The 18,076-nt window shown below is 62.3% G+C and carries 19 protein-coding genes and 1 pseudogene; 9 read left to right on the forward strand and 11 right to left on the reverse strand.

All coding sequences use genetic code 11. From position 1 onward, the window contains the following. Positions 1 to 181: pseudogene (locus tag BM154_RS24330) on the forward strand (hypothetical protein); the annotation flags it as partial. A gap of 181 nt (positions 182 to 362) precedes the next feature. Here the strand turns inward: BM154_RS24330 and msrQ are convergent. From msrQ to ilvC, 4 genes are all read right to left on the reverse strand, one after another. Beyond that, positions 363 to 980 (reverse strand): protein-methionine-sulfoxide reductase heme-binding subunit MsrQ, encoded by a 618-nt coding sequence (gene msrQ / locus BM154_RS21485; protein WP_074889282.1) that lies wholly within the window; start codon positions 978 to 980, stop codon positions 363 to 365. Then, complete coding sequence (msrP, locus tag BM154_RS21490; protein WP_074889285.1) at positions 980 to 1,993, reverse strand: protein-methionine-sulfoxide reductase catalytic subunit MsrP; 1,014 nt, start codon at positions 1,991 to 1,993, stop codon at positions 980 to 982. The genes msrQ and msrP overlap by 1 nt, the downstream gene beginning before the upstream one ends. Positions 1,994 to 2,055: 62 nt before the next feature. After that, a complete protein-coding gene (gene pssA / locus BM154_RS21495) occupies positions 2,056 to 2,871 on the reverse strand; it encodes a CDP-diacylglycerol--serine O-phosphatidyltransferase (RefSeq protein WP_074889288.1) in 816 nt (271 codons plus the stop codon). 328 nt (positions 2,872 to 3,199) lie between these two features. Continuing rightward, positions 3,200 to 4,216, reverse strand: a complete 1,017-nt coding sequence (gene ilvC / locus BM154_RS21500) for a ketol-acid reductoisomerase (RefSeq protein WP_070887307.1) — start codon at positions 4,214 to 4,216, stop codon at positions 3,200 to 3,202. Between the two features lie 124 nt (positions 4,217 to 4,340). Between ilvC and ilvY the strand changes: the two genes are divergently transcribed. After that, positions 4,341 to 5,219, forward strand: coding sequence for an HTH-type transcriptional activator IlvY (gene ilvY, locus BM154_RS21505; protein ID WP_074889290.1), 879 nt, complete (start codon positions 4,341 to 4,343; stop codon positions 5,217 to 5,219). Positions 5,220 to 5,276: 57 nt separating this feature from the next. On the opposite strand, the gene ilvN is transcribed toward ilvY, so the two are convergent. Then, a complete protein-coding gene (gene ilvN, locus BM154_RS21510; protein WP_013789972.1) occupies positions 5,277 to 5,768 on the reverse strand; it encodes an acetolactate synthase small subunit in 492 nt (163 codons plus the stop codon). Position 5,769: 1 nt separating this feature from the next. Next, complete coding sequence (locus tag BM154_RS21515; protein ID WP_074889711.1) at positions 5,770 to 7,500, reverse strand: acetolactate synthase 3 large subunit; 1,731 nt, start codon at positions 7,498 to 7,500, stop codon at positions 5,770 to 5,772. A gap of 483 nt (positions 7,501 to 7,983) precedes the next feature. On the opposite strand from BM154_RS21515, the gene BM154_RS21520 reads away from it, so the two are divergent. Further along, entirely contained in the window at positions 7,984 to 8,424 is a 441-nt protein-coding gene (locus tag BM154_RS21520; protein ID WP_074889293.1) for a DUF4124 domain-containing protein, read from the forward strand. A 16-nt stretch (positions 8,425 to 8,440) separates the two neighbouring features. Here the strand turns inward: BM154_RS21520 and BM154_RS21525 are convergent, their stop codons facing one another. From BM154_RS21525 to mrcB, 3 genes are read right to left on the reverse strand one after another with little or no spacing between them, the layout of a single operon-like run. Further along, positions 8,441 to 8,773: a YqcC family protein gene (locus BM154_RS21525; RefSeq protein WP_074889296.1), complete on the reverse strand. Its 333-nt coding sequence runs from the start codon at positions 8,771 to 8,773 to the stop codon at positions 8,441 to 8,443. Beyond that, a complete protein-coding gene (locus BM154_RS21530; RefSeq protein ID WP_074889299.1) occupies positions 8,770 to 9,507 on the reverse strand; it encodes a tetratricopeptide repeat protein in 738 nt (245 codons plus the stop codon). Before BM154_RS21530 ends, BM154_RS21525 begins: the two co-directional genes overlap by 4 nt. A 12-nt stretch (positions 9,508 to 9,519) precedes the next feature. After that, positions 9,520 to 11,838, reverse strand: coding sequence for a penicillin-binding protein 1B (mrcB, locus tag BM154_RS21535; protein WP_139225504.1), 2,319 nt, complete (start codon positions 11,836 to 11,838; stop codon positions 9,520 to 9,522). 117 nt (positions 11,839 to 11,955) lie between these two features. Between mrcB and BM154_RS21540 the strand changes: the two genes are divergently transcribed. From BM154_RS21540 to BM154_RS24245, 5 genes are all read left to right on the forward strand, one after another. Further along, on the forward strand, positions 11,956 to 13,509 hold the full coding sequence (locus BM154_RS21540; protein WP_074889306.1) for a bifunctional aminoglycoside phosphotransferase/ATP-binding protein: 1,554 nt from the start codon (positions 11,956 to 11,958) through the stop codon (positions 13,507 to 13,509). Positions 13,510 to 13,575: 66 nt separating this feature from the next. Then, on the forward strand, positions 13,576 to 13,932 hold the full coding sequence (locus BM154_RS21545) for a pentapeptide repeat-containing protein (protein WP_074889309.1): 357 nt from the start codon (positions 13,576 to 13,578) through the stop codon (positions 13,930 to 13,932). Positions 13,933 to 14,025: 93 nt separating this feature from the next. Continuing rightward, positions 14,026 to 14,298 (forward strand): TfoX/Sxy family protein, encoded by a 273-nt coding sequence (locus tag BM154_RS21550; protein ID WP_074889312.1) that lies wholly within the window; start codon positions 14,026 to 14,028, stop codon positions 14,296 to 14,298. Between the two features lie 177 nt (positions 14,299 to 14,475). After that, positions 14,476 to 15,267 carry a Crp/Fnr family transcriptional regulator gene (locus BM154_RS21555; protein ID WP_074889314.1) on the forward strand — a complete coding sequence of 264 codons (792 nt, stop codon included), beginning with the start codon at positions 14,476 to 14,478 and terminating at the stop codon, positions 15,265 to 15,267. Between the two features lie 359 nt (positions 15,268 to 15,626). Then, positions 15,627 to 15,803 (forward strand): hypothetical protein, encoded by a 177-nt coding sequence (locus tag BM154_RS24245; protein WP_167364720.1) that lies wholly within the window; start codon positions 15,627 to 15,629, stop codon positions 15,801 to 15,803. 3 nt (positions 15,804 to 15,806) lie between these two features. Here the strand turns inward: BM154_RS24245 and BM154_RS21560 are convergent, their stop codons facing one another. Beyond that, the gene (locus BM154_RS21560; protein ID WP_074889317.1) at positions 15,807 to 16,997 is read right to left on the reverse strand and encodes a multidrug effflux MFS transporter; all 1,191 of its coding nucleotides are present in this window, start codon (positions 16,995 to 16,997) and stop codon (positions 15,807 to 15,809) included. 160 nt (positions 16,998 to 17,157) lie between these two features. Here BM154_RS21560 and BM154_RS21565 point away from each other — a divergent pair, with 160 nt between their 5' ends. Next, complete coding sequence (locus BM154_RS21565) at positions 17,158 to 17,778, forward strand: TetR family transcriptional regulator (protein ID WP_074889320.1); 621 nt, start codon at positions 17,158 to 17,160, stop codon at positions 17,776 to 17,778. Here the strand turns inward: BM154_RS21565 and BM154_RS21570 are convergent. Continuing rightward, on the reverse strand, positions 17,762 to 17,980 hold the full coding sequence (locus tag BM154_RS21570; RefSeq protein WP_074889323.1) for a heavy-metal-associated domain-containing protein: 219 nt from the start codon (positions 17,978 to 17,980) through the stop codon (positions 17,762 to 17,764). The two genes, BM154_RS21565 and BM154_RS21570, sit on opposite strands and share 17 nt — an antisense overlap. Positions 17,981 to 18,076 lie beyond the last annotated feature (96 nt).

An 18,076-nucleotide genomic window follows, 5' to 3' on the forward strand; every position in this document is an offset into this window, starting at 1 on the left:
CAACCGAGGCGCGCATCTTACAGCACCCTCATTTGCTGTCAAGTTGTTTTTGAAGAACTTTTTCTTTCTTCTCAACACCTTGCAGCGCCCGACCAGACCATCTTCTCTCCAGCGGGAGGCGCATTCTACAGCGTTACAAACCGCTGTCAACACCCTCTTTACCGCCTTCGATCAAACCTGATCGAACCATCAACAGAACCACTCAAACCACCCTGTCGATGCCGGCGCATTCTACTCGAATTCGCCGTCCGTGCAACCCTTATTTTCGTCTAACTCTTTGTTTCCAAAGGAGTTTTCAGATCAGGCTGCGCCGGAAGTGGTGCGCATTATAGGCCCCCTGAAACTCAGGTCAACCGTTTATTTCACTTTGCCTGAACTTTCTGCCCTGCCCCGCCTATCCGCGGGATTCTGCGCATAAGGGCAGGGATACGCAGCAATAGAAGCACGGCCCCAACGGCTGCATAGATAGCCCATTCCTTCAGATCCGCTCTGACGATCCAGAGCATATGCAGCAACCCCAGCGGCAGAATGAGATAAATAAGGCGATGCAGTTTCTTCCAGCCTTTGCCCAGACGGCGCTGACTGTATCGATTGGAGGTCACGGCCAGCAGCAGCAAGCCGAACAGCGCGATGGCACCAACGATGATGTACGGGCGCTTGCGCAGCTCGATGCCCAGCTGCGACCAGTCCAGCCCCATAATGAACACCGCATAGGCGGCCAGATGCAGAACCCCGTAGGCGAAACACCACAGGCCGAGCTGGCGGCGCACGGCCATCCAGCCCGACCAGCCGCTGAGTTTCTGCAGCGGGGTCATGCTCAGGGTAATCAGCAGGAGGATGAGTGCGCCCAGTCCCAGTCGCTCGACCAGAACCTTGCCCGGATCCGGTCCAAGGGCAAACGACCAGGCTTGATACAGCCAGTACAGAGGCCATACGGCGACCAGCACGAAAACGAAAAGACGCCAGAACGGGTGCCGCATCAATAGTTCTTCCGCAGATCGAGATTGCTATAGAGGCTGGCAACTTCATCGGCGTAGCCGTTGAACATCTGGGTCTCGCGTACATTGGGGCTGAACAGCCCACTGGGCAGACGGCGCTCACGCGCCTGACTCCAGCGAGGATGGTCGACGGTCGGGTTCACGTTGGCATAGAAGCCGTACTCCTGCGCTGCGATGCTCTGCCAGCTGGTTTGTGGCTGCTCACTCACCAGACTGATACGCACGATCGACTTGATGCTCTTGAAGCCATACTTCCAGGGCACTACCAGCCGCAGCGGTGCGCCATTCTGGTTGGGTAGCTCACGCCCGTACATGCCGACGGCCAGGATGGCCAGTGGGTGCATGGCTTCATCCAGACGCAGGCCCTCTACATAGGGCCAGTCGATCAAGCCGAAACTGGAGCGTTGCCCCGGCATGCTGTCCGGATCCTTGAGGGTTTCGAAACGGATGTATTTTGCCGCCGAGGTCGGTTCAATCTTGTCGAGCAGAGCCGAAATGGGAAAACCGATCCAGGGAATCACCATCGACCAGGCCTCGACACAGCGCAGCCGGTAGATACGCTCTTCCAGCTGATAGGGCTTGATGAAGTCTTCCAGGGCATAGCGCCCGGGTTTGCCGACCTCACCGTCGATCACCACCGACCAGGGCTCGGTCTTCAGGCTGCCGGCATTGGCTGCCGGGTCCGACTTGTCGGCGCCGAACTCGTAGAAGTTGTTGTAATGGGTGGCGTCCTGGAACGGCGTGATCGCTTCGTCCTTGACGGTCACTGCATTCCATTTGCTGGCCGCGATCCGCTCGGCCAGCCAGGGTGGCGCGCTACCCGCGTCGACTCCGGCGTAGCGCTCGGCCGTGGCTGATTGCGCCCAGGCCGGCACACTGCCCAGCGCGATACCGGCGGCGGCGGCTGACATGAAGGTGCGGCGGGAGAGATAGACAGACTCGGGGGTAACATCCGATTCGTTGCATTCGGATGCCTGACGCAGCTTGATCAGCATGATGACTCCGCAGTATCGGGACAGACCTGCCCAATAGACTACGGAGTCTGCAGGAAATTACATCACTGCATTGGCTTGCGACGACGCAAACGCAGCAGGTATTGAATCGGACCGGACGCGGCGTAGGCCAGGAAGATCAGCAACAGGATGCGCGGCGGATCGCTGAATACAACGGCGAACACCAGCACCACAGCGAGAATGGCCACGAACGGCACACGGCCTTTCAGATCCAGGTTCTTGAAGCTGTTGTACTTGATGTTGCTGACCATCAGCATGCCGGCTGCCGCAACCAGTATCGCCACCACGAACGACATGTTGGAGCCTTGAATGCCGAAGTCGCTGAACGCCCAGACGGTACCGGCGACGACACCGGCGGCTGCCGGGCTGGCCAGACCGATGAAGTAGCGCTTGTCGACGCTGCCGATCTGCGTATTGAAGCGCGCCAGGCGCAGCGCTGCGCCAGCCACATAGATGAAGGCAACCATCCAGCCGACCTTGCCCATGCTGCCGAGCGCCCATTCGAAGGCCAGCAAGGCGGGGGCGACCCCGAAGGCCACCATGTCGGACAGCGAATCGTACTCGGCACCAAAGGCGCTCTGGGTATTGGTCAGGCGCGCGACGCGACCGTCCAGGCCATCGAGCACCATAGCCACGAACACCGTGGCGGCGGCCACGTAAAAGTTGCCGTTCATGGCATTGATGATGGAATAGAAGCCGGCGAACAGGTTCGCGGTGGTGAACAGATTGGGCAGCAGGTAGATGCCGCGATGGCGCACCTTGCGCCCCTCGTCGTCATGCCCTTCCTCAATATGCTCGTCGATGGGCAGTAAGCTGTCATCGTCACGGGACGACTTGGGCTCTTGCGGACGCTCGCTCATGAACAACACCTTGCATCGGATTTGAATTTTCGACCGAGCCGCGGGACAAGCGTTCGCCCTAATCGGCCTGGATACCCGGGCTTTATACCAGAAGCCCGCCCGGGGCTCTTTACCAAAAGCACCTGCGCTCGGTGATGCTGCATCAAAAATCGCGGCGAAGGCGCCCAAGGCCGGCACACTTCAGCGCGCCCCCAAGGGCGACTGGAGCATGCTCACTACAGCCGCCTTGCCGCTCTCCCCTTGCCTAACCTTCTCCGGGGAACCTTGGTACACAGCCGATAATGAAAAAACGCGGCCGTGGCCGCGTTTCTTCAGAGATCAAGTCGACTTAGTTCTTGGCTTTGTCGACGATCTTGTTGGCAGCGATCCACGGCATCATCGAACGCAGTTGCTCACCGATCACTTCGATGCCGTGAGCGGCGTTGTTACGACGCTTGGCGGTCATCGACGGGTAGCCGGTAGCGCCTTCGCTGATGAACATCTTGGCGTATTCACCATCCTGGATGCGCTTGAGTGCATTGCGCATGGCCTGGCGGGATTCGGCGTTGATGACTTCCGGGCCGGTCACGTACTCGCCATATTCGGCGTTGTTGGAGATCGAGTAGTTCATGTTGGCGATACCGCCTTCGTACATGAGGTCGACGATCAGCTTCAGTTCGTGCAGGCACTCGAAGTAGGCCATTTCCGGCGCATAACCGGCTTCGACCAGGGTTTCGAAACCGGCCTTGACCAGTTCGACGGTACCGCCACAGAGAACGGCCTGCTCGCCGAACAGGTCGGTCTCGGTCTCGTCCTTGAAGGTGGTTTCGATGATGCCAGTGCGGCCACCGCCCACGCCCGAGGCGTAGGACAAGGCGACGTTCTTGGCATTGCCCGAAGCGTCCTGGTAAACGGCGATCAGGTCAGGGATGCCGCCGCCTTTGACGAACTCGGTACGTACGGTGTGGCCTGGAGCCTTCGGCGCGATCATGATCACGTCGAGGTCGGCACGCGGAACCACCTGGTTGTAGTGAATCGAGAAGCCGTGGGAGAAGGCCAGGGTAGCGCCCTGCTTGATGTTCGGCTCGATCTCGTTCTTGTACAGGGCGCCCTGGAACTCGTCCGGGGTCAGGATCATCACCAGGTCGGCAGCGGCGACAGCGGAGGCCACGTCAGCGACTTTCAGGCCATGGGCTTCAGCCTTGGCAACGGTAGCGGAGCCTTTACGCAGACCGACGGTGACGTCGACGCCAGAGTCTTTCAGGTTGCACGCCTGAGCGTGGCCCTGGGAACCGTAGCCGATGATGGCAACTTTCTTGCCCTGGATGATCGAGAGGTCACAGTCTTTGTCGTAATAAACTTTCATGTTCTTGGCTCTTGTGTATCGAAAGGAATGGGTGCCCAGCACCGCGACAGAGCTACCTTAAGTGATCCGTTCCGTTGCGTAAAATGATATATTTGCAACACAACATGCCGATATATGAAACACCATGGACAGCCACGCACTCGGACTTTTTCTCTCCCTGGCCGACAACCTGCACTTCGGCAAAACCAGCCGCGAGCAGCACGTCAGCCCTTCGGCGCTCAGCCGTAGCATCAAACAGCTCGAGGAAGAACTTGGCGCACCGCTGTTCGTGCGCGACAACCGCTCGGTACGCCTGACCCGCGAGGGGCAGCAGTTTCGCGAGTACGCCAGCGAGGTGATGAACGGCTGGCAGGCCATCCGCCAGACCTTCCGGCAGGATCAACTGGTTCTGCATGGCGAGCTGTCGCTCTACTGTTCGGTAACGGCGAGCTACAGCTTCCTCTACGAGATCCTCAGCAGCTTCCGCCAGGATTACCCGCGCATCGAAATGAAACTGCACACCGGCGACCCGGCCAAGGCGGTCGAACGCGTGCAGCAGGGCCTCGAAGACCTGGCCATCGGTGCACGTCCGGACAGCCTGCCAGCCGGCATCGAGTTCCAGTCGATCACCCGCTCGGCGCTGCGCTTCATTGGCCCGCAATCGCCACAGCTGCTCAGCGAGGAACAACTGAAGAATCCCGGGGCGCACAGCTGGCAGGATGTGCCACTGATTCTCTCCGAGGAAGGCCTGGCCCGGACCCGCACCGACCGCTGGCTCAAGCACCACAACATCAAGCCACGCATCTATGCCCAGGTCAGCGGCAACGAAGCCATCGTCAGCATGGTCAGCCTGGGCTTCGGCATCGGCGTGGTGCCGCAGATCGTGCTGGACAACAGCCCCCTGGCTGCGCGCATCCGCATTTACGATATCCAGCCGCCGCTGACCGCCTACGACATCGGCCTGTTCGCCCTGCACAAGCGCCTCAAGGATCCACTGATCGCAGCCTTCTGGAACCGCCGATAGGCAAATTCGCCCATAAAAAAACCCCGCACCAGGCGGGGTTTCTTTCAAGCGCTACGATCAGATGCTCAGCACCTTGTCGCCGCGGGCGATACCGGTGACACCACTGCGCACGGTCTCCAGGATCAGCGCGGTGCCGATGGCCTGGATAAAGCTGTCCAGCTTGTCGCTGGTACCGGCCAGCTGGATGGTGTACACGCTCGGCGTCACGTCGACGATCTGCCCACGGAAGATATCGGTGGTGCGCTTTACCTCGGCGCGCTGGGCGCCAGTGGCCTTGACCTTGACCAGCATCAGCTCGCGCTCGATATGGGCGTTTTCCGACAGGTCCACCAGCTTGACCACCTCGATCAGCTTGTTGAGATTCTTGGTGATCTGCTCGATGGTGTCGTCATGACCGATAGTGGTCAACGTCAGACGCGACAGGGTCGGGTCTTCGGTTGGCGCCACGGTCAGGCTTTCGATGTTGTAGTTGCGCTGGGAGAACAGGCCGACCACACGCGACAGGGCTCCCGGTTCGTTTTCCAGCAGCAGGGAAATGATATGACGCATGTCAGGTACGCTCCGTCTTGCTCAGCCACATGTCGCGCATCGCGCCACCACGAATCTGCATCGGGTAGACGTGCTCGCTGGTATCCACGGCGATATCGAGGAACACCAGGCGATCCTTGATCGCGAACGCCTCTTCCATCTTCGCCTTGAGGTCCTTGAGGTCGGTGATGCGCATGCCCACGTGCCCATAGGACTCGGCCAGCTTGACGAAATCAGGCAATGATTCCATGTAGGAGTGCGAGTAACGGCTGCTGTACTGCATGTCCTGCCACTGGCGAACCATGCCCAGCGCGCCATTGTTGAGGTTGATGATCTTCACCGGCAGGTCGTACTGCAGGCAGGTCGACAGCTCCTGGATGTTCATCTGGATACTGCCCTCACCGGTCACGCAGGCGACGTCGGCATCCGGGAAGTTCAGCTTGACGCCCATGGCGGCCGGGAAGCCGAAGCCCATGGTGCCCAGGCCACCGGAGTTGATCCAGCGGTTCGGCTTGTTGAAGCGGTAGTACTGGGCGGCGAACATCTGGTGCTGGCCCACGTCGGAGCTGACATACGCTTCGCCCCGGGTGACTTCGCACAGGGTCTCGATCACGGTCTGCGGCTTGATGATGCTGCCGTCACCCTCGTTATAAGGGAACAGCCGACCACCACCACGCCATTCTTCGATCTGCTTCCACCAGGTGGCTTGCGATTCCCTGTCAGGCCCGTGCTCGATTTCCTTGAGAGCGGCAACCATCTCGCTCAGCACGCTGTCCACCGGACCGACGATAGGGATGTCGGCCTTGACCGTCTTGGAGATCGACGCCGGGTCGATGTCGATATGGATGATCTTGGCGTTCGGGCAGAACTTGGCCGCGGTCTCGCCATTGATGACGCGGTCATCGAAGCGCGCGCCAACGGCCAGGATCACGTCGGCGTGATGCATGGCCAGGTTGGCGGTGTAGCTGCCGTGCATGCCGAGCATCCCGACGAACTGACGGTCATCGCCCGGGTAGGCACCCAGGCCCATCAGGGTATTGGTGACCGGCACGTTCAGCGCGCGGGCCAGCTCGGTGAGCTGCGCCGAAGCGCCACCGAGGATCACGCCGCCGCCGGAATAGATGATCGGGCGCTTGGCCGCGACGAGCATTTCCGCCGCCTTGCGGATCTGCCCCGAGTGCCCACGGGCAGCCGGGCTGTAGGAACGCAGCTTGACCTTCTTCGGGTAGCTGTATTCGAACTTCTGGGTCGGATCGCCCATGTCCTTGGGAATGTCGACGACCACCGGGCCCGGGCGACCGGACTCGGCCAGGTAGAAGGCCTTCTTGATCACTTCGGGGATTTCCGAAGGATGCTTGATGATGAAGCTGTGCTTCACGATCGGACGGGAGATGCCGACCATGTCGACTTCCTGGAAGGCGTCGGTGCCGACCACGGTGCTGGCCACCTGACCGGAGATGATCACCATCGGGATCGAATCCATGTAGGCGGTGGCGATACCGGTCACGGCGTTGGTCGCGCCCGGGCCGGAGGTCACCAGAACCACGCCGGCCTTGCCGGTGGCACGGGCATAGCCGTCCGCCATGTGGGTCGCCGCCTGCTCGTGACGAACCAGGACGTGGGTCACTTCCGGCTCTTTGAACAAGGCATCGTAGATGTGCAGGAGGGCACCACCCGGATACCCATAGATGTACTTAACGCCTTCGTCACGCAACGAGCGGACGACCATTTCAGCGCCGGATAAAAGCTCCACGTTGTTCACCTCTATTACGCCAGAAAACCGCCCTTTTGCAGGGTCGGCCCGAGTAGGTTTACTGCCAGCAGAGCATGAGCGACTGTGGTCGCCGACTACGTCAGCTACAACTGAGCAAGCATTGGGACAGCCCCTGATGTGTTGCGGGACTTTCCCACCCAGCGCGAGGTAACGCGTTGCGGGTGTAACGAAAGGTCGGCGCGGGTAGCGCCTCATGTCTACTGAGCTGAAGCCAGCTTGCGGCTGACCCCACTACAGCGAGCATTCGATTGTTGATATTCGCTGGCGGCAAGTCAAGCGATGCATGACGGAATACGCAATATCCGGCAACACCGCCCTGCGCCAGGGTTCGGACACGCGGTCCGCGTCGATGTGAAACAGACCAGACTCCCGCGCCGGCCGATTGGTTATAGTAGCGGCTCGAAACTGCAGCCCAGCGCTGCAAGCGCCTTACCGTCGATTGACCATGCATAAGGAATTTCCATGCGTCGCATGATTCTCACCAGCAGCCTGTTGCTAGCCCTGAGCGCGAGCGCCATGGCCGGGCAGATCTACAAGTGGGTCGACGCCCAGGGCGTGACCCACTTCGGCGAGCAGCCACCCCAGGGCCAACAATCCACCACGGTCAATCCTTCGGCAGCGCCGCCGCCCTCCACGACCACCGAACAGAAGCCGGCGCCGACCTTCGACAGCATCGCCGACCCCGAGCAGGCAGCCGCCGACGCCAAGGTGAAAAAGGAAGTGGCGGCCCAGGAGGCCGAGCGCAAGAAATACTGCGAGACCCAGCGCAACAACCTGGCGCAGTTGGAGAACAACCCGCGGGTGCGCGTGGAGGAAGGTGGGGAAATGCGTCGCCTGGGTGAAGACGAGCGTCAGAAGCGCATCGCCGACAGCAAGCAGGCGATCAAGGAAAACTGCCAGTAAGGCCGCTGAGGCGGGCCTAACGGCCCGCCGTGATCAGCCGGTCGAAATCCCCCAGCGCCTTGAGCAGTCCCGCAGCTTCTCGACTGTCGGCACCATAGACCTGCTCGGCCATCGGCAGGATGCCGGACACCGCCGGCAGGTCCGCGCCGGTCTCGATGATCGCCTTCATGCGTGGCAGGAATATCCACTGCAGCCACTGGGAGAAATCCAGGGTATCCACGCAGAACGGCTGCTCGCTGGCCAGGGCCTGCGCGCTGGGCGCAGATGCCTCCCACCACCCCTGCACCCGCAGTGCCCGCTCGACCAGCAGCAGCTGGTCAGCGATCAGGGCTAACGAGGCGGCACTCACAGGTTGACCCTGGCCCGCTCACGGGCCTGGGCAGCGCCAGCCGCATCGCCCTGCTGCTCGCGGGACTTGGCGATCAGATCCCAAAGGCTGGCCTGCAGTGCCGGACGGCCGTTGGCATAGCTCAAGCCACGGCGGGCGAACTGCTCGGCCTGGGCAGCGTCACCCTGGGCCAGGCGCACCTGGGCCAGGCGGTACAGCACTTGCGGCTCACGCGGGGCAATACGCTGGGCACGCTCCAGGCTGGACGCCGCACCATTGAGATCACCGCCGGTCTGCTGTTGCTGGGCGCTGGTCAGCAGCGCCAGTACCGGACCATCGAGCTGCTCGTCTGCGGCCAGGCCGCCGGCGTTACCACTGGGAATACCGCTGGGCGTGGACGGCTGTGAAGGCGCCGAGTTGCCGTAGTTCGGCGAACCCAGGGGCTCGCTGCTCAGCGGCGGCTCGTCGAAGGTCAGCCCACCGCTGTTGGCAGGCGCGCCAGCCGGCGCTGCGTAGGTGTCGATCGGTGCGGAGGGCGCACCGCCGCCGGGCACCATCACCACCACACCGGAATCCTCGGGCATGGACTGCTGCTGCGCTTGCGCAGGGGCATTGTTATAGCCACCGCCGGGGCGGTCGTCCTGTTCGTAGGCCGAACTACCGGAATCAACAACCGGGATGGAACCACGCGGAACGCTGGCACAACCACCCAGAACCACCGAGGCGGTCAAAACGGGAATCAACCACTTGCTCACGGCAAACCTCTCTTATTCCAACCAGCCTTTCACCCAGTCCATCACCGAGTCGACGGGCGCCTGAATACCACAACCTGCACCGGGTGCCGGCTCGCTGCCGCGAATATACGGCATCTGCACCGCACCCGGACAATTCTGCGCCGAACCCTGCCCGGTCGCGGCATCCACCCAGGCCAGCACCACGTTGTCCGGCATCGGCATGTCCAGCGGCAGCGGGTCGGCACGGCGCATGAAGCCCGTCCAGGCCTGCAAGGCGCCGGTCGCGCCAGTGAACGGGGTCGGGCCATTGTCGTCACGGCCCATCCACACCACGGTCAGCAGATCCTGACTGAACCCGGCGAACCAACTGTCCCGCGAATCGTTACTGGTACCGGTCTTGCCCGCCAGGGTCAGCGAGCTCGGCAGCTGGCTGTAGACCGACCGCCCGGTGCCTTCACGCATGGTGCGCTGCATGGCGTTCTGCAAGAGGTAGATGGCACCAGCATCGAAACGCTGTTGAATCTGATACGGGTAACGCTTGAGCGGCTCGCCTTCGGCGGTCAACACGCTGCGGATACCACGCAGCGGGGTGTTGAAGCCGCCACTGGCGATGGTCTGGTACATGCCGGTGACTTCCATCGGCGTCAGCACACCAGCGCCCAGCAGCATCGACGGGTAGGCCGGCCATTGACGCGACACGCCCAAGCGCTCGAGGGTTTTGAGCACATTCGGCACGCCCAGTTCCAGGCCAAGCTTGGCCGTGGACAGGTTGTAGGAGTGAGCCAGCCCCTGATACAGGTAAATGCTGCCGTGGGCCTCGCGATCATAGTTCTGCGGCTTCCACACCTGGCCATCCTGGCCCTTCACCGAGAAGGGTTCGTCCTGCACGCGAGTGGTCAGGGTGTACTGGCTCGGGCGCTCCAGGGCGGTCAGGTAGATGGCCGGCTTGATCAGCGAGCCGATGGGCCGCACCGCGTCCAGCGCACGGTTGAACCCGGCGAATCGTGCCTGGCGGCTGCCGATCAGGGCCTGGATCTCGCCGGTTTCCGGGTTGGTCACCACCATGCCGGCCTCAACCTCGTCGGCGCCCTTGCGGCCAGCCTGGCGCTTGAAGGTTTCCGCCAGCGCTTCCTCGGCCTTGAGCTGCAGGATCGGGTCGAAGCTGGTGAAGATGCGCAGGCCCTCTTCGGTCAAGTCCTCGTCGCGGTAGTCCTGGCGCAACTGGCGCTTGACCAGGTCCAGGAATGCCGGGAAGGAGCCATTGGCCATGCTGCCTCGCTGGGTCACGCCCAGCGGGCGGGCCTTGGCCGCGGCTGCCTCTTCAGGCGACACCACGCCCTGCTCGGCCAGCAGGTCGAGAATCATGTTGCGGCGGTTCAGTGCCCGCTCCGGATTGCGGCGCGGGTTGTAGTAGGTCGGGCCCTTGACCATGCCGACCAGCAGGGCCACCTGATCGAGCTTGAGCTCGGACAATGGCTGGCTGAAGAAGTACTGGCTGGCCAGACCGAAGCCATGCACTGCGCGCTGGCCGTCCTGACCGAGAAACACCTCGTTGAGGTAGGCCTCGAGGATTTCCCGCTTGTCGTAATGCAGCTCCAGCAGCACCGCCATCATCGCTTCGGTGATCTTGCGGGTCAGGCTGCGCTCGTTGGTCAGGTAGAAGTTCTTCACCAGCTGCTGGGTCAGGGTACTGCCGCCCTGGCGCAACTGCCCGGCCGAGGCGTTGATCCAGATGGCGCGGGCGATGCCCTTGGGCGAGACACCGAAGTGGTCGAAGAAATCGCGATCCTCGACCGCTACCAGGGTTTCCACCAGGTAGGCGGGCACCTGATCGAGCTTGATCAGCACGCGGTCTTCCTGGTGCGCGGGGTACAGCCCGCCGATCAGCATCGGCTCGAGCCGCGCCACGGCCAGGTCCTTGCCGTCGGCCTTGGTCAGCGAGGCGACGTAGTCGCCGGAGAAGCGCACGTTGACCTGCTGAGCCTGCTCGGCGCTTTCGTAGAACTGGAAACCACGGGAATGCAGGGACACGTTGTTGCCGGAGACGGCCACCGCGCCCGGACCATTGGCCACGCTCTCGCGGCGATAGCCGAGGGCATCCATTTCCTTGAGCAGGTCATCCTTGGCCAGTTTCTGGCCGACGAACAGCTCCAGCGGCCTGGCATAAACCTTGGCCGGAACGGTCCAGCGCTTGCCGGAGAATTTCTCCTGGACGATGGCATCGAGGTAAACCGCAAAACCGGCGAACAGCACCAGGCCTACCAAGCCAAGCTTTACAGCCCAGCCCAGCAAGGGGCGCATGCCACGGGGGCGGCGTTTGGAACGGGAGCGGGAAGATCGGGTACGAGTCATGGCGCGGCATTATACGCACTTTGCGCAGCGCCGGCAGCGACCACCAGCGGTTTGCAGGGCGCCGGCGAGGGGCCATAATGCGCGCCTGTTCCCACTTTTATAAGCCAAGGATCGTCCGTGAGCCAAGCCCTGATTACCGCCTTGCAGAACCCGGCCCTTTATCCGCACCCGGTAGACGGTTTCAGTGTCATCGAGACCCATATTTCCTGGGTTGTGCTGACCGGCCCCTATGCTTACAAGGTCAAGAAACCGGTCGACTTCGGCTTTCTCGATTTCACCTCCCTGCAGTCGCGCAAGCATTTCTGCGAAGAGGAACTGCGCCTCAACCAGCGCCTGACCGAGGATTTGTATCTGGAGGTGTTGCCGATCAGCGGTAGCGTCGAGGCGCCGCAACTCGACGGCGACGGCACGGTGATCGAATATGCCCTGAAGATGCGCCAGTTCCCGCAGGAACAGCTGCTGGCCGAGGTGCAGGCCCGCGGCGAACTCAACGAAAGCCATATCGACGCCCTGGCCAGGCAGATCGCCGATTTCCATCGCGACACCCCGGTGGTGGCGGCCGATCATTCGCTGTGCAATGCCACCGCCATCGTTGCCCCACTGCGCCAGAATTTCGAGCAGATCCGCCCGATGCTCAGCGACCAGGCCGACCTGCAGCAACTCGATGCCCTGGAGGCCTGGACCGAGACCAGCCTGGAGCGCCTGTGGCCGGACCTGGAGGCGCGGGCGCGTGACGGTTTCATCCGCGAGTGCCATGGCGATATCCATCTGGGCAACGCCACCTTGCTGGACGGCCGCGCCACGCTGTTCGACTGCATCGAATTCAACGAGCCGTTCCGCTTCACCGACATCGCGCTGGATACCGCCTTTCTGGTCATGGACCTGGAAGACCGCGGCCTCAAATGCCTGGCCCGGCGCCTGCTCAACAGCTGGCTGGAGCACACCGGCGATTACGGCTCGCTCAAGCTGTTCAATCTCTACAAAACCCACCGTGCCCTGGTTCGCGCCAAGGTCGCGCTGTTCCGCCTGGGCCAGGAGCAGGATGCCGTGCAGCGCGCGGTGATCCTGCGCCAGTACCGCGCCTACGCCAGCCTCGCCGAAAGCTACAGCGCCATCCCCTCCCCCCTGCTGGCGATCACCCGCGGCGTATCGGCGGTTGGCAAGAGCCAGGTCGCGCTGCGCCTGGTGGAGGCCCTTGGAGCGATTCGCATCCGCTCCGACGTCGAGCGCAAACGCCTGCTGGGCGAGCAGACCGGCAATGAACTGAATGCAGGCATCTACAGCCAGGACGCCAGCGACGCGGTCTACCAGCGCCTGAACGCCCTGGCCGATCTGGCGTTGCACGCCGGCTACCCGGTGGTGCTGGATGCCACCTTCCTCAAGCGCGCGCAGCGCCAGGCCGCCCAGCGCATCGCCGATGAAACCGGCGTGCCGTTCCTGATCATCGACTGCCATGCGCCGGACTCGGTCCTCGCCAGCTGGCTGCAGCAGCGCCAGCAGCAAGGCAGCGATCCGTCCGACGCGACCCTGGCGGTGATCGAGGCACAACGTGCCGGCGAGGATCCGCTCGAGGACGCCGAGCTGCCCTACTGCAAGCGGGTGGACACGCCCGACAGCGCCAGCCTCGCCGACCTGGTCAGTGCGGTTCGCCAGCGTTTCCCCACCCTCTGAAAACCACCAGCGGCGCGGCAAAGCTCTTCTATACTGGCAGTAAGCCTCCCCCGGACGACTGCCACCATGAGCCAACCGCGCCAGCTGGACACCCCGCTCTATCGCCTGCTGCACAACGATGACGTTGCCGCCTTTAACCAGCAGCGCCCCCAGGGCGAAGTCATCGACCTGAGCGGTGGCGATTTTCGCGGCCTCGACCTGCGTACCCTCGACGCCGAGGGCGTCGACTTCAGCAATGCCTACTTTCGCGGCGCCGACCTGCGTGGCGTGGACTTTCGCACCGCCCAACTGGAAGGCGCCAGCATCGCCCATGCGCAGATATCGGGCGCCTACTTCCCGGTCGAGCTCAGTGCCGACGAAATCCTCATGTCGATGAATTTCGGTACGCGACTGCGCTACCGCACCCAGCCCAATCACCAGTAGCAGTCTGTAACGCGAGGCACCTGCAAGGCCCGCCAGGCAGCACTAGACTTGGCGAACCGGCAGCGCTGCACGCAGGCCGCATGAGGAGATGGCGTGAACGACGAATTGCAGACCCTCAAGAATCTGGGCAAGACCTCGTCGCAATGGCTGCATGCGGTCGGTATACACACTGTCGGCGATCTGCGTAGGCAGGGCGCGGTAGATGCCTATCGGGCCGTACGTGCTCGTGGTTTCAGGGCATCCAAGGTGTTGCTCTACTCCATCGAAGGCGCTCTGCTCGACATTCACTGGAGCGAGCTGCCCGCAGCCCGCAAGGAAAGCCTCAACCACCAGCTGCAAGCCGCCAGCCGGCATGAACCTAGCTAGCGGCGTCGCCCGGGCAATGGATTATCACCGCCGCGCCGCTGACCTGAGCGCCGGGCGAGCCCCGGAACAGGCGCTGGTTCACAAGCCCCAACGAGAGCGATTTACCTGGAGCGTGGCGAGTATTATCGTTTCAGGGATTTTCGTGCGCATCCAGCATGAGCAGCCCAAGGAACCACCATGTATCTACTCGGGGAACAACCGGCTTACGCCGACCAACTGATCAGCCGCTTGCAGAGCATCCCCGGGAAACTACTCGACGGGCTCAGCCCCTGCGGCGAACCGCTGCAGATCGAGCGCAGCGAAAACCTGGCGAGCGATCTGCCCAGCAACCAGCTGTTCATTATCGACAATGGCCTGCTGCATGCACTGGTCGACGAGCGCCCGCTGTTCTATCTGCAGGAAGGTGACCTGGTCGGGCTGCGCCAGGGGATCGACCTGCCGAGCTGTCGCTATACCAGCGACGAGCCGCTGACGCTGATCCCCTATTCGCGCAGCGACGTGTTCAAACACATCTATGCCAACGAGCCGCGCCAGGAGTTGTTCATCCAGTACCTGGTGGGCCATACCGCCCTACTGTCCGATGCTCTGGCGCGCATCAAGCAACCCGAGGTGCGCCCGGCGACCGGTTTCAAGCATTTTGCCAAGGGCGATGCGCTGATCAACCAGGGCGACGAAGCCGACCACGTGTTCATCATCATCGACGGCCACGCCGAGGCCTTCGTCGATGGCGTGAAGGTCGGTGACGTGCAGAAGGACGAGATCTTCGGCGCGATGGCCGTGTTCACTCACGAGAAACGCAGCGCCACGGTGCTGGCCAGCCAGGCCTGCACGGTGATGGTGATTCCCAAGGATCAATTCCTCAGCCTGATGGAAAGCAATCCGCGCATCGCCCACAGCCTGGTGGAAAGCATGGCCAGGCGTATCGACCTGCTCAACAAGGAAGTCACCGGGTTGCGCCAGCCTGGCTGATCGGCTCTCCACCTGCGAAAACCCGGCCAGGTGCCGGGTTTTGCATTTCTGCAGAGCGCACAATCACTATGGCGCTGATCGGGGAAAATAATTTCCAATCGCTTGTTGACTATGTAATGAGAATTGCTATTATTTGCATCAGCTGATCGCGAGATCGGTCGATAAGCTCAAGAGCCCTTAGGTCGGACTCTTCAGGTTATCTCCTCATCAGGCTAATCACGGTTATTGACCCGGCACTTTGCCGGGTCTTTTTTTGCCTGGTGAAAAGTGCAGGCACCTCGCTCACTCCATTGAGCGGCGTCATGGCAGGTACACGAACACTGGCTAGACTGTCCACACGCTCACCAGGAGACAGGTCAATGGACATCCAGATCCGTGCGTCGCAAGGCCTACGCGGCACCTGCTGGCAGGTGTGCCTGGGCAAACACCAGGTCAATTTCCGCAGCGAGGAAGAAGCGCGCCAGTTCGTGGTCACGCTGCAGGCGCGGGTGCAGGCCCCGCATCCGCTGCCCAACGAGCAGCGCTTGGCCAGTTAAGCCTTAGCCAATCGGGTGCCCCGCGCGGCGCTCGGCCCAGCGGGTAAAGCGAGAGGCGCACACCGCCAGCACGCCGCAGCTGAAGATGACCAGCGCCATGGGTACGGCGCTGCCGTCATGCAGCACCCCGACCATGGAGGCCGCGCTTGCCGCGATGGTGAACTGCAGGCTGCCCATCAGCGCTGAAGCGCTGCCGGCATGGCGGCCCTGCCCGGCCATTGCGCAGGCCGAGGTGTTGGGCAGCAGTATGCCCAGGGAGGCGATGCAGCCGAACAGCGGAAGCATCAAGGGCCACAGCACCTGCGGGCCCAGCCACGCCAGCACCAGCAAAGCCGTGCCGCAGGCCAGGTAGAACCAGACGATACGCCTGGCCCAGTAAGCCGGGCCATGGCGTGACACCAGCCAGGCATTGACCTGGGCAGCTAGAATGAAGCCGGCGGCATTGGTGCCGAACAGCCAGCCATAGTGCTCGGCTGGTACACCATAAAGCTCGATGAACACGAAGGGCGAGCCGGCGATGTAGGCGAACATGCCGGCAATGGCCAGGCCGCCGGTCAGCGCATGGCCGATAAAGGGCAGATCGCTGAACAGGCGCCGGTATTCCCTCAGGGCGCCGCTCAAGGGCGGTGGCTGGATGCTCGGGCTCAGCGTCTCCGGCAGCCAACGGCCGAGGGCCACCAGGCACGCTGCGCTGAACAGCGTCAGGCAGACGAAGATCGATGGCCAGCCGAACAGATTCAGCAGCAAACCTCCGGCCACCGGCGCGAGGATCGGCGCCAGGCCCATCACCAGCATCAGTTGCGAGAATACCTTGGCAGAGCTGATCGGGTCGCACAGGTCGCGCACCACGGCACGCGATATCACCATGCCCGCGCAACCGCCCAGCGCCTGCACGAAACGGGCGGCGATCAGCCACTCCAGGCTTGGCGCCACGGCGCAGGCGAGGGACGCCAGGGTGAACAGCGAGACCCCGACCAGCAGCGGAACACGCCTGCCGAACCGGTCGGCCAGCGGCCCGTAGACCAGTTGCCCGATGGCCAGCCCGGCGAAATAGGAGGCCAGCGACAGCTGCACGTGCTCGGTGTCGGTACCGAACGCCAGCGCCAGCGCGGGAAAGCTGGGCAGGTAGAAATCGATGGCCAGCGGGCCGAAGGCGCTGAGCGCGCCGAGAATCAGTAACAGGCGAAGGGGCATTGGCAAGGTACTCGACAGGTGTCTCCCTCGGGCAGGAAAGAGGGTAAGGCCTTGAAAGAAGTGGACGCTGACAATTACATACAAGTTCGTCTGTAAAACAAACATCCGTTCGAAAAAATAATTACACTCGCAGCTTCCTGAACCGATTGATTGCTGTCGTATGCGCCGAACCAAAGAGCAAGCAGAGCAGACCCGCATCTCCATACTGGCATCTGCCGAAATTCTGTTTCTGGAGAAAGGTGTCGCCCATACCAGTCTCGAACATATCGCCAAGCATGCCGGTGTGACCCGCGGCGCGGTGTACTGGCATTTCCAGAACAAGGCCCACCTGTTCCACGACATGCTCAGTCAGGTGCGTCTGCCGCCGGAGCAACTGGCCAGCCGCCTGCTCGAAGACGCCCAGAGCGATGGCCTGCAGTCATTGCGCATGTTGTGCGTGGAGGGCATCGCCGGGATCGCCGAAGACCAGCAGAAACGGCGGATCTTCACCATCCTGCTGCATCGCTGCGAATTCACCGAGGAACTGCGCGAGGCCGAAGAGCGCCACGAGGCGTTCATCAACCAGTTCATCGACCTGTGCGAGACGATTTTCGCTCAGCCCGCCACCCAGCGGCGCCTGCGCCCAGGCATGACGCCGCGCCTGGCCGCGCGCACTCTGCACGCGCTGATCGTCGGCATGCTCAGCGACTGGCTACGCGACAATAGCCTGTTCGATCCGCAGCAGGACGGCCCGCTGATGATCGACGGGCTGTTTCGCGGCCTGCTCAGTGACTGGTCTTAGCCGCCGGCACCGCCTCGGCCTTGTAGCCTTCGTTGATGATCGCCTCGAGCACCTGATCGACCGGGTGGGTGGTATGCACCCTGACCTCACCCGCAGCAAGATCCACCTGCACCTGCGCCGAGGCATCGATCGCCTGTACTGCGCCGGTAACGGCCTTTACGCAGTGCTCGCATGTCATGCCTTGTACCTTGAATATCTGCATCGTTATCTCCTGGGCCCGCTGGGGCAGCAGTTGGTTTGCGTGATGAAGTGTCGAGCTTGCCATCAGGTCAAGGTCAAGCCCCGGCCTTGTTGAACC

It is taken from the genome of Phytopseudomonas argentinensis, from assembly GCF_900113905.1.
In the GTDB taxonomy this organism is placed as follows: domain Bacteria; phylum Pseudomonadota; class Gammaproteobacteria; order Pseudomonadales; family Pseudomonadaceae; genus Aquipseudomonas; species Aquipseudomonas argentinensis.

Bases quoted from the DNA above. Each gene is read 5' to 3' on its own strand.
- pssA (WP_074889288.1), bottom strand. From the start codon at position 2,871: ATGAGCGAGCGTCCGCAAGAGCCCAAGTCGTCCCGTGACGATGACAGC.
- ilvN (WP_013789972.1), bottom strand. From the start codon at position 5,768: ATGCGTCATATCATTTCCCTGCTGCTGGAAAACGAACCGGGAGCCCTG.
- ilvY (WP_074889290.1), top strand. From the start codon at position 4,341: ATGGACAGCCACGCACTCGGACTTTTTCTCTCCCTGGCCGACAACCTG.
- BM154_RS21555 (WP_074889314.1), top strand. From the start codon at position 14,476: ATGTATCTACTCGGGGAACAACCGGCTTACGCCGACCAACTGATCAGC.
- mrcB (WP_139225504.1), bottom strand. From the start codon at position 11,838: ATGACTCGTACCCGATCTTCCCGCTCCCGTTCCAAACGCCGCCCCCGT.
- BM154_RS21570 (WP_074889323.1), bottom strand. From the start codon at position 17,980: ATGCAGATATTCAAGGTACAAGGCATGACATGCGAGCACTGCGTAAAG.
- msrP (WP_074889285.1), bottom strand. From the start codon at position 1,993: ATGCTGATCAAGCTGCGTCAGGCATCCGAATGCAACGAATCGGATGTT.
- BM154_RS21565 (WP_074889320.1), top strand. From the start codon at position 17,158: ATGCGCCGAACCAAAGAGCAAGCAGAGCAGACCCGCATCTCCATACTG.
- BM154_RS24245 (WP_167364720.1), top strand. From the start codon at position 15,627: ATGGACATCCAGATCCGTGCGTCGCAAGGCCTACGCGGCACCTGCTGG.
- BM154_RS21520 (WP_074889293.1), top strand. From the start codon at position 7,984: ATGCGTCGCATGATTCTCACCAGCAGCCTGTTGCTAGCCCTGAGCGCG.
- BM154_RS21560 (WP_074889317.1), bottom strand. From the start codon at position 16,997: ATGCCCCTTCGCCTGTTACTGATTCTCGGCGCGCTCAGCGCCTTCGGC.
- BM154_RS21545 (WP_074889309.1), top strand. From the start codon at position 13,576: ATGAGCCAACCGCGCCAGCTGGACACCCCGCTCTATCGCCTGCTGCAC.
- ilvC (WP_070887307.1), bottom strand. From the start codon at position 4,216: ATGAAAGTTTATTACGACAAAGACTGTGACCTCTCGATCATCCAGGGC.
- msrQ (WP_074889282.1), bottom strand. From the start codon at position 980: ATGCGGCACCCGTTCTGGCGTCTTTTCGTTTTCGTGCTGGTCGCCGTA.